A 14,635-nucleotide genomic window follows, 5' to 3' on the forward strand; every position below is an offset into this window, starting at 1 on the left:
GCTACTTCCCGCTGCCGCTCGACTTGCATGTGTTAGGCCTGCCGCCAGCGTTCAATCTGAGCCATGATCAAACTCTTCAATTAAAAGTTCGATTTGCTTAAACACGTTAAGCGGTGCTCAGAGATTATTTCGTAATAATTCAACTAAATGAATTACTGCTTGGTCACTCTAAGACTTGATATTTTTTGCCACCGAGGTGGCTGATATCGTCTTGTGAGTGCCCACACAGATTGTCTGATAAATTGTTAAAGAGCGTTCGTTGCGAGACTTAACTCAGCAACGTGGGAGGCAGAGAATACTCCTTCCCACTGAAGAGTCAACCATTTTTTTACAAGATTCGGTGTTTTCACCGGGTTGATTCTTCCTGACGGGGCGACTTGGTTCTCGTTAGAGGAGTCGTTGTTCCCGGTCAGTGGAGGCGCATTATAGGGAGTTCTCAGAAGGCCGCAACCCCTAATTTCAAAAAACTTTCCGACTGCTTTCTTTTTGGCCTGAACGTCTATTAAGTCCGCATTAGTGTGATTTTTTATACGATATTTGTCCAAAATCTTCAGCGAATTTGGCTACCTGTTGCCAGTCGGTGTATTCCACTTCTTTACGGGTATCTGTTTCCCCGCCTGTCATCCGCATAATAAGTTGGATCATGACCTTATCGAACCAGCGATATCGCGGATAACGTAATGCGCCAGCAAAGACACCACACATTGCAGGTTCCCAAGGCGACGCCAGCAGGAATTTACGCACGTAGGCATTAGTCTGTGGCGTACGCTTTTCAGGTTTGCGTGCAGTCAGATTGACGCCGAAAAAAGCTGACGGTATGCGGTTCAATGTTTCGGCGTGTTTTTTAACGAACTTATCCAGCACCGGGTTGAAGTGACCGTAACGTATCGAAGCGCCGATCATGACCTGGTCATAGCTTTTCAAATCGACGTGTGCCGCATGGACGAGATCAATAACATCGCAGTAGCACTTCTCTTTCAACTCACTGGCTATATAAGAAGCGATAGCATGTGTCTGCCCGTCACGACTTGAATAGAGTATCAACGCTTTCATACTTGTTTCCCTTTCTTAAAACTCATTCCCGCCAGAACGTCGGCGTGAACAGCACTAATAATGTGAAGACTTCGAGACGACCAAACAACATGGTGACGATCAGGATCCATTTCGCCACTGAATTCATCGAGGCAAAGTTATCCGCCACAACCCCTAAACCAGGCCCAAGGTTATTGAGCGTCGCGGTGACCGCAGCGAAGGCGGAGAAGTTATCTACACCGGTGGCCACAATCGCCAGCATGCTGACAATAAACACCAGCGCATAAGCGGAGAAGAAACCCCATACCGCTTCAATGATACGTTCAGGCAAAGCGCGGCTACCCAATTTAATCGTGTAAACCGCATTGGGGTGAACCAGCCTTTTCAGCTCGCGGGAACCCTGTAAATAAAGCAGAAGGATACGGATCACCTTTAGGCCACCGCCGGTTGAACCCGCACATCCCCCGATAAAGGCAGAACAGAGCAACAGAAGCGGCAAAAACAGCGGCCATTTAGAAATACTGTCCGTGGTATATCCTGCGGTAGTAGCCATTGACACCACCTGGAAAAATGCCTGATTCAGCGTCTCCAGACCGGAACCGTAAGTATTGTGGATCCACAAAATCACCGTACAGATGATCACCAGCGTGAACTGCACACCAATGAACATACGAAATTCCGGATCTCGCCAGTACACTTTCAGGTTTCGCCCGCTCAGTACCGCAAAGTGCAGGCCATAGTTACAGCCGGAAATCAGCAGGAATATCGCGACGATAGTATTGATCGTTCCGCTATGAAAATATCCGATACTGGCGTCGTGCGTTGAGAAGCCGCCGATGGCGATAGTCGAAAAACTGTGGCTGATCGCATCAAAAACCGGCATACCCGCGCCCCATAACGACAGCGCACAAGCGATGGTCAGCAGTACATAGATGAGCCAAAGCGTTTTTGCTGTTTCGGCGATACGCGGACGCATCTTGTTATCTTTAAGCGGGCCCGGCATTTCGGCACGGTACAACTGCATCCCGCCGACACCCAATATCGGCAGAATGGCCACAGCGAGCACAATGATCCCCATACCGCCAAACCATTGCAGCATCTGCCGGTAGAAGAGAATCGCTTTGGGCAATGAATCCAACCCGACCAGCGTGGTCGCGCCCGTCGTCGTCAGGCCGGAAAAGGATTCAAAGAAAGCATCGGTAAGGGAGAGATTCGGCCGCTCGGAGAACAGAAAAGGCAATGCCCCGACGCTGCCCAGTACCGTCCAGAACAGCACGACAATCAGGAAACCTTCCCGTGGTTTAAGCTCACTTTTCTGCTTTCGGTTGGGCAACCACAGGAATAATCCAATCGCCAGAGCGACAAAGAAAGTCTGACTGAACGCACGCCCCGCGCCATCGCGGTAGATTAAAGCGACCAGACCGGGAATAATCATCGTTCCCGAGAAAAGGATGACGAGCACCCCCACAATGCGTGTTATGGCACGAAAATGCATGCTGGTGCGTTCCTCAGCGAAGTAATCATAGAAAATTTAAGAAACCGGACGCAGGATAAGTGTGCCACGGCTGATATCGAATAAGTGGCTGACTGTTGCCGGCGCATCTGCGGCAGGCAGCGCCAGAACGAGGTCCACCGCCGCGCCGTACTCACTGCGTAAAATATGCCCACCCACATGCGAAAGCAGCATTTCCACCTGCTGTAACTGGCTGTAATCACACTGTACTGCGTACTTCACCAGCGGAACCTTTTGCTGCACGATAAGTTGTTTTAATGCCTGCTGAACACCACCGCCGTAGGCCTTCACGAGGCCGCCGGTGCCCAGCATAATTCCACCGTAATAACGCACCACGACGGCCGTGATCTCCCCAACCCCGCATCCCATCAGCTGACTTAAGATGGGTTTACCGGCTGTGCCCGCTGGTTCTCCATCATCAGAAAAGCCCAGTTGCTGAGAATCAGCAGGCGCACCAGCCACAAACGCCCAGCAGTGATGACGCGCTGCCGGGTGCTGATGTCTGACATGCTGAATAAAGGCTTTTGCCGCTTCAATGCCTTCCGTTCTTGCCAGTAAGGTGATGAAGCGACTTTTCTTTATTTCTTCGCTGAAACTGACGGACTCAGCGGGGACGGCATAAGGCTGCATCAGGCCAGCTTCAGATCGCGTGTCATATTTTCGATACGATTGTCATGGATGACAATATTGTCTTCGATACGAATGCCGCCAAATGGCTTCATCGCGTTGATGCGATCCCAGGCAAAATGTTTGCTGAACTGCCCTTCGCGCCACGGTAACAACAACGAATCGATGAAATACAGACCCGGCTCGATAGTCAGTACCATGCCAGGCTCAATCACACGGGTGCAACGCAGATAAGGATATTGCGAAGGCGCAGCCAGATGTGTACCGGTATCGTCCTGCATAAACCCGGCAACATCATGCACCTGTAATCCCAGCGGATGTCCCAGACCGTGTGGCAGGAAAGGCCCGGTCAGGTTCTGTTCCACCATGGCGTCTTCACTGATATCGACCACCAGCTTGTGCGCTTTCAACAATTTGGCGATGCGGTGATGCATCTGAATATGATAGTCGGTATAGCGCACACCGGCCTTAATCGTATCAATTAACGCGAGTTCTTCCGTATTGAGATCTTTCACCAGTGCGGCGAAATCACTGTCCGGTTTTGCGGCATAGGTCCGCGTCAGGTCAGCGGCATAGCCATTATATTCCGCACCGGCATCAAGCAGGAAGCTGTGCATTTCGGCAGGCGGCTGGTTATCTAGCGTCGTGTAATGCAGTACGGAAGCGTGTTCATTGAGCGCAACAATGTTGTCGTAAGGCACATCGGTATCACGATGACCGGTAGCCGTGAGATACGCCAGATTGATGTCGAATTCACTCATGCCGGAAAGGAACGCCTCTTTCGCCGCACGATGGCCGCTGACCGCGACTTTCTGCGCTTCACGCATACAGGCCAGTTCATAACCCGTTTTGTAAGCGCGATGATAATGCAGGAAATCCAGCACAGCTTTCGGGTTGACGTTGGCAGCAGGAATACCCATGCCGATCGCGCGTTCCTGACTGTAACCGATGTAACCCACACGTTTGAGATCAACCGGCAACTGGCCTTTGATATCGTCGGCGTTGGCCAGCGGCGTCAGGGAAATTTCTTTCGTCCAGAAAGAGTCCGGCAGCGGTTCATGGCTGTGCCAGTAGTCCACGGGGGAATAGAACCACAATTTCGGGGCATTCACGCCATCCACCCACAACCAGCAATTCGGCACTTTGGTGACCGGCACCCAGGCCTTGAACTGCGGATTGACTTTGAAGGGATAACTGTGGTCATCAAGGAAGGTCGTCAGCAACTCACCGGAGTGAATCAGTAACGCATCAAGCTGAGAACGTTGCAGAATTTCACGGGCACGCGTCTGCAGCGTGGCAATATGTTCTTTATAAAGCGTAGTAAGCGATTCCATCCAACTCTCCTTTTTTCACCTGAAAGACGATGCAGCATCTTACCACAGCCTCACCGCGACCATAGTCCCGGAAGGTTTGTGATCTTGCCTGCAAATAAAACACATCTCATTTGCAAATTATTAACATAAAAACCACACTCCAAGTCATCTGGTCATACCAGATCATCCCAGATGATTCAGGAGAGACACATGCTCTACCAAGGCGAAACATTACACCTGCACTGGCTCGATGACGGTATCGCGGAGCTGGTGTTTGATGCCCCAGGCTCGGTCAATAAACTCGATACCCAAACGGTTGCCAGCCTGGGCGAAGCGATTGCAGTACTTGAAAAGCAGTCTGAGCTGAAAGGCTTACTGCTGAGTTCAGCCAAACCTGCATTTATTGTCGGTGCGGATATCACCGAGTTTTTGTCCCTGTTTAACGCACCTGCGGAAAAACTGCAGGAGTGGCTGAATTTCGCCAACCGCATTTTTAACCGTCTGGAAGATCTGCCGGTACCGACCCTTTCCGCTATCAGCGGTTATGCGCTGGGCGGCGGTTGCGAATGCGTACTGGCGACGGATTTTCGCATCAGTACGGCCGATGCACGTATCGGATTGCCGGAAACCAGCTTAGGTATCATGCCGGGCTTCGGCGGATCCGTGCGTCTGCCACGCCTGATTGGCACAGACAGTGCACTGGAAATTATCGCAGCCGGGAAAAACATCAGCGGGAAAGAGGCCCTGAAAGTCGGTCTGGTAGATGCCGTCGTTGAAGCAGACAAACTACGCGATGCAGGCATTACCATGCTGAAAAATGCTGCTGACGGCAAACTGGAATGGCATAACCGCCGCGCCCCGAAACGTCTGCCGCTGAAACTCAGCCAGATTGAAGCGACGATGAGTTTCAGCGTCGCCAAAAGCATGGTCATGCAAAATGCCGGCAAGCATTATCCCGCGCCTATGACCGCCGTGAAAACGATTGAAGCCGCCGCTCGCCTTGGCCGTGATGAAGCATTACAACTGGAAACCGCCAGCTTTGTACCGCTCGCACAATCTAAAGAAGCCCGCGCACTGGTCAGCATTTTCCTTAACGATCAGTTTGTGAAAGGCAAAGCAAAAAAACTGGCTCAAGGGAGTGATAAACCGACGCAAGCTGCGGTGCTGGGTGCCGGCATTATGGGCGGCGGGATAGCTTATCAGTCGGCCCTGAAAGGTGTACCGGTCGTCATGAAAGATATCAACGATCAGTCCCTGACGCTGGGCATGAACGAGGCCGCTAAGTTGCTAAACAAGCAACTGGAGCGTGGCAAACTTGATGGTCTGAAAATGGCCAAAGTCCTGTCGACCATTCATCCGACTCTCAATTACAGCGGAATCGAACATGCCACCGTCGTGGTCGAAGCCGTGGTCGAGAATCCAAAAGTAAAAGCCGCAGTGTTGGCTGAAGCTGAATCTTTACTCGGTACCGGTGCCGTTCTGGCTTCCAATACTTCGACCATTCCTATCAATCAGCTGGCATCCTCGCTGAAAAATCCGGAAAACTTCTGCGGTATGCACTTCTTCAACCCGGTTCACCGGATGCCGTTGGTGGAAATCGTGCGGGGTGAAAAAACCTCAGACACGACAATTTCACGCATTGTCTCTTACGCGCTGGCAATGGGGAAAACACCGATCGTCGTCAATGATTGCCCGGGCTTCTTCGTTAACCGCGTGTTGTTCCCGTATTTTTCCGGTTTCAGTTTGCTGTTGCGTGATGGTGCCGATTTCCGCCAGATCGACAAAGTGATGGAAAAACAGTTCGGCTGGCCAATGGGCCCGGCTTATCTGCTGGATGTGGTCGGCATCGACACTGCCCATCACGCCCAGGCAGTGATGGCCGCCGGTTTCCCGGAGCGTATGTCGCGCAATTACCGTGATGCTGTTGATGTGCTGTTTGATAACCGTCGTTTTGGTCAAAAAAACCATCTTGGCTTCTACCGTTACAGCGAAGACAGCAAGGGCAAGCCACGCAAGGAGGTCGATGAACAGGCAATCAGCCTGCTGGCCGATAATCTAAAACCGTCACATGCGGATTTCTCGCCGCAGGACATCATTGCCCGCATGATGATCCCGATGATTAACGAAGTGGTACGCTGTTTCGAAGAAGGCATCATAGCCAGCCCGGCCGAAGCCGACATGGCGCTGGTGTACGGCATCGGTTTCCCTCCGTTCCATGGGGGACCGTTCCGTTATCTGGATACCCTCGGTACCGCTGCGTATCTGAAAATGACCGAACAGTACACCCACCTGGGGCCGATGTATCAGGCACCAAGCGGGTTACGCGTCAAAGCGCAAACCAATGAAAGTTACTATCCGGTTGCGGCGCCGCTGGAAAACCTCAGCACCGGTAATCAGGCATAAGGACCGAAATCATGGAAAACGTAGTCATTGTTGATGCAGTCCGCACGCCGATGGGCCGTTCTAAAGGCGGCGCATTCCGCCACGTCAGGGCTGAAGATCTCTCCGCACATCTGATGCGCGCTGTGCTGACCCGCAACCCGGCACTCAACGCCAAAGATATTGATGATATTTACTGGGGCTGCGTCCAGCAGACGCTGGAACAAGGCTTCAATATTGCCCGCAACGCGTCGCTGCTGGCAGAAATTCCGCACAGCGTTCCCGCGACTACAGTCAACCGTTTGTGCGGTTCTTCCATGCAGGCACTGCACGACGCAGCGCGCGCGATTATGGTTGGCGACGCACAAGTCAGCCTGATCGGTGGCGTGGAACATATGGGTCACGTACCGATGAATCACGGCGTGGATTTCCATCCAGGCCTGAGCAAGACCGTAGCGAAAGCTGCGGGCATGATGGGACTGACAGCTGAAATGCTGGCGAAAATGCACCAGATCAGCCGTGAAATGCAGGATGAATTTGCCGCACGTTCACATCAGCGCGCCCATGCAGCCACCGTTGCCGGGCATTTCGCTAACGAAATCGTGGCGACCGAAGGCCATAACGCCGACGGTGTGCTGACCCGTTATGACTTCGATGAAGTGATCCGCCCGGAAACTACTGTCGCCACGCTGGCAGCTTTACGTCCGGCGTTCGATCCGGTGAACGGTACCGTTACGGCGGGCACATCCTCGGCCCTCTCCGACGGCGCATCGGCGATGTTGCTGATGAGTGAATCTCATGCCAAATCTTTAGGTCTGAAAGCCCGCGCCCGCATCCGTGCCATGGCGGTAGTCGGCTGCGACCCGTCGATTATGGGTTACGGCCCGGTGCCGGCAACGCGTCTGGCATTGAAACGCGCCGGGCTAAACGTGCAGGACATCGGTCTGTTCGAACTGAATGAAGCTTTTGCCGCACAAGCTTTACCGTGCGTGAAAGATTTGGGACTGCTGGAAACCATGGAAGAACGCGTCAATCTGAACGGCGGTGCCATTGCGCTCGGTCATCCGCTCGGCTGTTCCGGCTCGCGTATTTCCACCACGTTGCTGAATCTGATGGAGCGCCGCGACGTACAATTTGGCGTAGCCACCATGTGTATCGGTTTGGGACAGGGCATCGCGACCGTTTTCGAACGCGTCTGATTTCCCTCTTCCTGAAAAACACAAAAGCGGGCATTAAGCCCGCTTTCATCAATCTGTCGTTACCGTTTTAGTTGCCGTTTTCCCGCCTGTCAGGGGCGGGCTTTTTCATTATTCAATCAGATGAAAGAGAAGGCATCACCAAACAGACGGTCTTCCTGTGCACCGCGTTCTGCGACAAAACGTTCACGGGCGATTTTTGCCATCTCAAAACGACCCGCGATATAAATATCGTACTCAGCCAGTGAGGAGAAATCCTGTAGCACCGCGCTCAGGACAGTACCGCTTCTGCCCTGCCATCCTTCTTCCGGCTGTTCAACCACCGGGATCACTTTCAGGTTCGGGTGATTGATGCTCAGCGCTTCCAGTTCACTGAGATCATACAGATGCTTCAGTTCACGGCCGCCCCAGTAAATAGAAATATCACGATGTGGTTGTTGTTCAAGCGCGGTGATCAAAATAGAACGCACGTAAGAAAATCCGGTTCCGCCCGCAATCAGCACCAGCGGACGTTCACCGTCTTCACGCAACCAGGCATCGCCGTGCGGAATATCCACGGTGATAGCCTGTTCTTTCAAAATGCGATCCATCACGGCCATCGCGTACAGATTCAGTTCAGACGCGCCAATGTGCAACTCAATCACATTGTGTTGGGCCGGCGTGGAAGCCAGAGAGAACGGGCGCTTGTCACGCTCATCCATTACCACCATCAGATACTGACCCGCGCGGAACGAGAAAGGCGCTTCCGGAACCAGCCGGACGCGATACACCGTATCGGTTATCGCCTCAACTGAGGTCACTTTACAGCTCAATGTTGTCATGCGGTCCCTCTGTGGGTCGTCAAAGCAAAGCGTAGGACAAAGATTCGATTATTTTTTCGTATCGTCTTTATCATTAAGAATAGCGAGTTCGTGCCAAATAGCGTCGATACGCGCGGTGACTTCCGGATCTTTCACAATCGGACGCCCCCATTCACGCTGCGTTTCGCCCGGCCATTTATTGGTAGCATCCATCCCCATTTTCGAGCCAAGGCCCGACACAGGGGAAGCAAAATCAAGATAATCAATCGGGGTATTTTCTACCAGAACCGTATCCCGCGCGGGATCCATTCGGGTCGTGATCGCCCAAATCACATCGTTCCAGTCACGGGCATTCACGTCATCGTCGCACACAATCACAAACTTGGTGTACATGAACTGTCGCAGGAAGGACCAGACCCCCATCATCACGCGTTTCGCATGACCCGCGTACTGCTTCTTCATGGTAACGACAGCCAGACGGTAGGAGCAACCCTCAGGCGGCAAATAGAAATCAACAATTTCCGGAAACTGCTTTTTCAGAATCGGCACAAACACTTCATTCAGCGCCACACCCAGTACTGCAGGTTCATCCGGCGGACGGCCAGTATAGGTCGAATGATAGATAGCATCTTTACGCTGTGTCATGTGCGTAATGGTGAACACCGGGAAGTTGTCCACTTCATTATAGTAGCCGGTGTGGTCACCATACGGGCCTTCCGGTGCCATTTCACCCGGCTCGATATACCCTTCCAGCACAATTTCGGCGCTGGCCGGCACTTCCAAATCGTTAGAAATACATTTAACCACTTCCGTTTTGTTGCCACGCAACAGCCCGGCAAAGGCATATTCAGAAAGCGTATCGGGAACCGGCGTCACAGCACCAAGAATCGTAGCCGGATCAGCCCCCAGCGCAACAGAAACCGGAAAACGCTGACCCGGATTCTGTTTGCACCATTCCTGAAAATCAAGCGCACCGCCGCGATGGGACAACCAGCGCATGATCACTTTATTTTTACCCAGCACCTGCTGACGATATATGCCCAGATTCTGACGCGGCTTGTTCGGTCCCCGGGTGACAGTCAGTCCCCAGGTGATGAGCGGCGCGGCATCTTCCGGCCAGCACTGCATCACCGGAATTTTGGTTATATCGACCGCATCACCTTCCCAAATCTGCTGCTGGCACGGGGCGGAATGCAGCATTTTGGTCGACATATTCAGCACCTGTTTAAACTTTGGCGCTTTGTCGTATAAATCACGCAAGCCCCGCGGTGGCTCAGGTTCTTTCAGAAATGCCAGTAATTCACCGACTTCCCGCAACGCACTGACATCTTCTTTGCCCATGCCCATCGCCACACGCTGAGGTGTGCCAAATAAATTGCACAGAACCGGCATGTCGTAGCCTTTGGGGTTTTCGAACAAAAGCGCGGGACCGCCTGCACGCAGGGTGCGATCGGCAATTTCGGTCATTTCCAGATAAGGGTCAACTGACTGGCTAATGCGTTTCAGTTGGCCTCTCTTTTCAAGTAACGAGAGGAAGTCACGTAAATCACGGTATTTCATGCTGATTCTGAGTCGCCGGGTTGAAGGAGAGCATTATAGAGCCTCTCCGGGGTTGTTGCTGCCTTTTTGTTATCAGCAAGTTTGTTATGAGTAAATTTCTTAACAGTAACTAAAGTCTGATAACGTAAAAACTGTATAACCGTCAGCCGGGTATTTCTGGACTGACGGTGCGGAAGTAGTATCGTGACGACAATTACAGGCAGTTAAAAGGCACCAGAGACTGAATCGCCTGAGTGTCCTGATATTCCTGCGTGTCCTGTCCGTGACGGAAAACTTTAAAACCCTGCTCTTTCGCACTGAAGTAGCTCAGATTGTTGCCGGACACCTGTAACAGGCTGCCTTCACGCAACGCAATTACTGATTCCGACGGATTAACCGCGCAGAATTCCGCAATGCGCTCATCACGGGTTTCACCCATATGACCGCTTAAATGGGCATCAATATAGTGCGGATTGATTTGCACCGGGAACAGGCCAAGAGAAGGCAGAACCACAGAGTTGCGAACAGGCATATCATTGGTGGTACGGATACTGGGTGTGGCAACATTACAGCCCGCACTCCAGCCGATATAAGGTACATTGCGCTCACGCACTGCCCGCTGGATCGGCACCATCAGGCTGTGTTCATGCAACATTTGATTAAGCATCCAGGTATTCCCGCCGCTGATCAAAATACATTCCGCGCTGGCAATCGCTTCAGCCGGGTTTGCTGCATGATGAATACTGCTAACGTCAATGCCCAGCACATCAGAAAGCTCCAGGGCGCGGGCATCGTAATCACTGCGGATCAGGGCATAAGGGATTAGGACAGCTGAGGTAATCTTGTGCGCCTCAAACATAGTCTGGATACGCGCTTTAGCGTAGCCCAGTAACTCAGATTCACCTGAAAGCTTACCGTTACTCAGTAAGAATAACTCCATGAGATTTCTCCTGATAAAATAGGACTAATAGAGGGGATAAGAATGCGCTTTTCTCCGATAATAAAAGATAACGGGCCGACAATCAGCAAACGTCTGCAGAGACTTGCACTGTCTATATCTCCTGAGCGGCTTTTGGTATGCTGCCCCGCTCGACGCTTTTATGTGGGAAACTATGGAATCCTGGTATTTACTCTATTGCAAACGTGGTCAGCTTCTTCGCGCAAAAGAACATCTTGAGCGCCAGCACGTTAACTGCCTGACGCCAATGATCACGCTTGAAAAACTGGTGCGCGGACGCCGCACTGCGGTCAGCGAGCCACTGTTTCCGAATTATATGTTCGTCGAGTTCGACCCTGAGCGGATCCATACCACGACTATCAACGCAACGCGTGGTGTCAGCCACTTCATCCGCTTTGGTGCGAAACTTGCCACCGTCCAGCCTGATGTCATTAAACAGTTGATGGAACCGCCATCAGTTGATATTCGTGATCCTGATACACCGTATGAAGGCGATCAGGTGGTGATTACCGGCGGAATTTTTGCTGGTATCGAAGCGATTTATACTGAACCGGACGGCGAAGCACGTTCACTGCTGATGCTTAATCTCATCAACCAGCCGGTTCGTCAGAGCATCGAAAATACGCACTTCCAAAAAATGTAACCGGTATTCCCGCTCTGTTGAACTGGATGGGTCGACCGTAAAAAGGCACTGTCCTGCAGTACCTTTTTACGGGGTTCAGCCGCGTGCCGGAAGGGCAAAAAGCTTACGCGCATTGTCATCCGTAACGTCCGCCAGCCATAGGGGATGCTCACCACGCCAAAGAGCCACCTGCTTCACAATATGCGGCAGGAAAGCGGGTTCATTGCGACGGTTTTTCGGTTTGTTTTCCATATCACGCGGCAGTAAATACGGTGCATCGGTTTCCAGCAATAACCTCTCCGCCGGGATCAGCGGCAGCATTTCACGCAGTTCCAGCCCGCGACGCTCATCACATACCCAACCGGTAATACCCACCGACAGTCCGAGAGATAAATACAACTCAAGCTCCTGACGGGTGCCGGTAAAACAATGAACCACACCGCCCGGCAAACCGGACAGCCAAGGTTTGAGCAACGCGGCGAAGCGCTCCCCAGCATCGCGACAATGCAGAAAGACCGGTAACTGCAGTTCTTTCGCCAGCGCCAGCTGCGCGGTAAAAGCCGCTTCCTGCCGATCTGCCGGAGAAAAGTTACGATTGAAATCCAGCCCGCACTCGCCGATCGCAACCACATTGGGTAACGCTGCGAGCTCGCGGATACCGGCTTCAACCTGCGCATTCCAGTCGCTCGCCTGATGCGGATGCACACCCGCCGTCGACCAGCAAAAATCAGGATGATCATCCGCCATTTTCTGCGCTTCGACACTTTCCTGCGCTGACGTTCCGGTGATCAACATGCCGCTCAGACCGGCGGCTCTGGCTCTTTCCACCACCTGCAGCCGGTCTTTATCAAACTGACTGCTGGTAAGATTTATACCGATTTCAAACATGAGGAGTCCTGAAACAGAAACCGCCCAACAGGGCGGTTTCTCTATAACGAAAAAAACTTTAAGCAGACTGATCCGGATCGGTCTCGTTGTCGACGTCCGACCGGCGACGGCCTCCGACATAGAAACGGGCAAAGAACACGCCAATTTCAAATAGCAGGTACATCGGAATGGCCAGCAACGTTTGCGAGAATACATCCGGCGGTGTTAACAACATCCCCACTACAAAAGCCCCGACCAGTACATAAGGACGTTTCTTTTTCAGATCTTCCGGGGTCGTTACACCACTCCAGCAAAGCAGCACAATCGCGATAGGCACTTCAAAGGAGACGCCAAACGCCATAAACAACGCCATCACGAAATCGAGGTAGTTGTTAATGTCGGTGGCTATCTGCACGCCAGCCGGTGCGGTTTTCGCAAAGAAAGCGAACGCCAGCGGGAACACGACGAAATAAGCAAACGCCACACCGAGATAGAATAACGCGGAGCTTGAGAACAGCAGCGGCATCATGAGCCGGCGTTCGTGTTTGTAAAGTGCCGGTGCTACAAATGCCCAGACCTGATACAAAATGAACGGTGCAGAGACAAACACCGAGACGATCATAGTCAGTTTGATAGGCGTAAAGAACGGCGACGCGACGTCAGTCGCAATCATGCTCGCACCCAACGGCATTTGCTTGATCAGCGGCGATGCCACCAGTTGATAGATGTCATTTGCAAAATAAACCAGCGCTAAAAACACCACAATAATACAGATAATGGCATTCAGCAGACGTTTACGTAGCTCGATCAGATGGCTGATAAGGGGTTGTGTATCTTCAACGGCCATGTTTAACGCTCGCCTGTCGTTTGAGTTGATGAAGCCGGTTTAACCGGTGCTGTGGGTTCCTCCACAGGGGCTTCAGCCGCGGTTTTCACAACAGGTGAAACGTCAACAGAACTGTCAGCGATAGGTTCCACCGATGCCGCCAGCGTTTCAGCTGCGACATGCGCCGTTCTGTTTGATGCCAGGGCAGCATCAACAGCACTTTGCGGTGCAGCGGCTGGTGCAGAAATTACCTTGTCGGCAGCAGCAGGAGAGACACCTGCATCATGGTGCGCTTCAGCTTCATCCAGAACAGGATTGTGGATAGTGTTGCCTTCCGCTTTGGCGTCTTCGACAGCCTTCTCCGCAGGATTCAATCCTGAATTGATCGACTGCTTCATAGATTCTGCGGCCTCTTTCAACTCGTCCATAGACGCTTTGATTTCTGGCGTGAGATTCTTCAGACCGGATTCTTCCGCTTTCTTCAGGCTATCCTGCAATTCCTGGAGTTTCAGTTCCTGCGATAATTCGCTCTGAACTGAAGCAGCCATTGCACGAAGCGTACGGATCCAGCCTGCTACTGTTCTGACTGCTACAGGTAAACGCTCGGGCCCGAGGACAACCAGGCCAATCACCAATACCAGCAGCAGTTCACTAAATCCAATATCGAACACGGCTTATACCTGCTCTTTGTTTTGGCTCTTGGTGTCTTCTGCTTTCGTTTCTGGCTTGCTTTCAACAGACTTGGCTACGAAATCAGCGTCATTAGGAGGAATGTCAGAGTCTTTAGGTTTTGGCTGAGTGTCGTCATCACTCATGGCTTTTTTAAAACCTTTGATCGATGCACCCAAATCAGCGCCCAGACCACGCAGTTTCTTCGTACCGAACAGCAGTACTACAAGAACAACGAGGATTAGGATTTTTGTAATACTAATACCACCCATTATTTTCACCTCAAATAGGAAG

The 14,635-nt window shown here is 52.1% G+C and carries 14 protein-coding genes and 1 rRNA gene; 3 read left to right on the top strand and 12 right to left on the bottom strand.

Annotation, left to right across the window (positions count from 1 at the left end; translation table 11 throughout):
• From ETV65_RS21720 to pepQ, 5 genes are all read right to left on the bottom strand, one after another.
• A 16S ribosomal RNA gene (locus ETV65_RS21720) occupies positions 1 to 83 on the bottom strand; the annotation flags it as partial.
• Positions 84 to 513: 430 nt separating this feature from the next.
• The gene (hemG, locus tag ETV65_RS21725) at positions 514 to 1,053 is read right to left on the bottom strand and encodes a menaquinone-dependent protoporphyrinogen IX dehydrogenase (protein WP_129955145.1); all 540 of its coding nucleotides are present in this window, start codon (positions 1,051 to 1,053) and stop codon (positions 514 to 516) included.
• A 22-nt stretch (positions 1,054 to 1,075) separates the two neighbouring features.
• A complete protein-coding gene (trkH, locus tag ETV65_RS21730) occupies positions 1,076 to 2,527 on the bottom strand; it encodes a Trk system potassium transporter TrkH (protein WP_129955146.1) in 1,452 nt (483 codons plus the stop codon).
• 36 nt (positions 2,528 to 2,563) lie between these two features.
• Positions 2,564 to 3,175: an IMPACT family protein gene (locus ETV65_RS21735; protein WP_129955147.1), complete on the bottom strand. Its 612-nt coding sequence runs from the start codon at positions 3,173 to 3,175 to the stop codon at positions 2,564 to 2,566.
• On the bottom strand, positions 3,175 to 4,506 hold the full coding sequence (gene pepQ, locus ETV65_RS21740; RefSeq protein ID WP_129955148.1) for a Xaa-Pro dipeptidase: 1,332 nt from the start codon (positions 4,504 to 4,506) through the stop codon (positions 3,175 to 3,177). Before pepQ ends, ETV65_RS21735 begins: the two co-directional genes overlap by 1 nt.
• Before the next feature lie 189 nt (positions 4,507 to 4,695).
• On the opposite strand from pepQ, the gene fadB reads away from it, so the two are divergent.
• Positions 4,696 to 6,888, top strand: a complete 2,193-nt coding sequence (gene fadB, locus ETV65_RS21745; protein ID WP_129955149.1) for a fatty acid oxidation complex subunit alpha FadB — start codon at positions 4,696 to 4,698, stop codon at positions 6,886 to 6,888.
• An 11-nt stretch (positions 6,889 to 6,899) separates the two neighbouring features.
• Positions 6,900 to 8,063: an acetyl-CoA C-acyltransferase FadA gene (fadA, locus tag ETV65_RS21750; protein WP_129955150.1), complete on the top strand. Its 1,164-nt coding sequence runs from the start codon at positions 6,900 to 6,902 to the stop codon at positions 8,061 to 8,063.
• A 116-nt stretch (positions 8,064 to 8,179) separates the two neighbouring features.
• On the opposite strand, the gene fre is transcribed toward fadA, so the two are convergent.
• The 3 genes from fre to pepE form a co-directional block, all read right to left on the bottom strand.
• Positions 8,180 to 8,881, bottom strand: a complete 702-nt coding sequence (gene fre / locus ETV65_RS21755; RefSeq protein WP_129955151.1) for an NAD(P)H-flavin reductase — start codon at positions 8,879 to 8,881, stop codon at positions 8,180 to 8,182.
• Positions 8,882 to 8,929: 48 nt separating this feature from the next.
• Complete coding sequence (gene ubiD, locus ETV65_RS21760; protein WP_129955152.1) at positions 8,930 to 10,420, bottom strand: 4-hydroxy-3-polyprenylbenzoate decarboxylase; 1,491 nt, start codon at positions 10,418 to 10,420, stop codon at positions 8,930 to 8,932.
• Between the two features lie 193 nt (positions 10,421 to 10,613).
• Complete coding sequence (gene pepE, locus ETV65_RS21765; RefSeq protein ID WP_129955153.1) at positions 10,614 to 11,339, bottom strand: dipeptidase PepE; 726 nt, start codon at positions 11,337 to 11,339, stop codon at positions 10,614 to 10,616.
• A 172-nt stretch (positions 11,340 to 11,511) separates the two neighbouring features.
• Here pepE and rfaH point away from each other — a divergent pair, with 172 nt between their 5' ends.
• Positions 11,512 to 12,000 (top strand): transcription/translation regulatory transformer protein RfaH, encoded by a 489-nt coding sequence (gene rfaH, locus ETV65_RS21770; RefSeq protein WP_205951622.1) that lies wholly within the window; start codon positions 11,512 to 11,514, stop codon positions 11,998 to 12,000.
• A gap of 75 nt (positions 12,001 to 12,075) precedes the next feature.
• Here rfaH and tatD read toward each other — a convergent pair whose 3' ends face one another.
• The 4 genes from tatD to tatA are packed head-to-tail and all read right to left on the bottom strand — an operon-like array spanning position 12,076 to position 14,613.
• Positions 12,076 to 12,867 (bottom strand): 3'-5' ssDNA/RNA exonuclease TatD, encoded by a 792-nt coding sequence (gene tatD / locus ETV65_RS21775; protein WP_129955154.1) that lies wholly within the window; start codon positions 12,865 to 12,867, stop codon positions 12,076 to 12,078.
• 58 nt (positions 12,868 to 12,925) lie between these two features.
• Positions 12,926 to 13,693 (bottom strand): Sec-independent protein translocase subunit TatC, encoded by a 768-nt coding sequence (gene tatC / locus ETV65_RS21780; RefSeq protein ID WP_129955155.1) that lies wholly within the window; start codon positions 13,691 to 13,693, stop codon positions 12,926 to 12,928.
• A 2-nt stretch (positions 13,694 to 13,695) separates the two neighbouring features.
• Positions 13,696 to 14,343, bottom strand: coding sequence for a Sec-independent protein translocase protein TatB (gene tatB / locus ETV65_RS21785; RefSeq protein WP_129955156.1), 648 nt, complete (start codon positions 14,341 to 14,343; stop codon positions 13,696 to 13,698).
• A 3-nt stretch (positions 14,344 to 14,346) separates the two neighbouring features.
• The gene (gene tatA, locus ETV65_RS21790; protein WP_129955157.1) at positions 14,347 to 14,613 is read right to left on the bottom strand and encodes a twin-arginine translocase TatA/TatE family subunit; all 267 of its coding nucleotides are present in this window, start codon (positions 14,611 to 14,613) and stop codon (positions 14,347 to 14,349) included.
• Positions 14,614 to 14,635: the final 22 nt, after the last annotated feature.

The organism is Rahnella sp. RFA10(1/100) (assembly GCF_004195115.1).
GTDB classification, from domain to species: domain Bacteria; phylum Pseudomonadota; class Gammaproteobacteria; order Enterobacterales; family Enterobacteriaceae; genus Rahnella; species Rahnella perminowiae.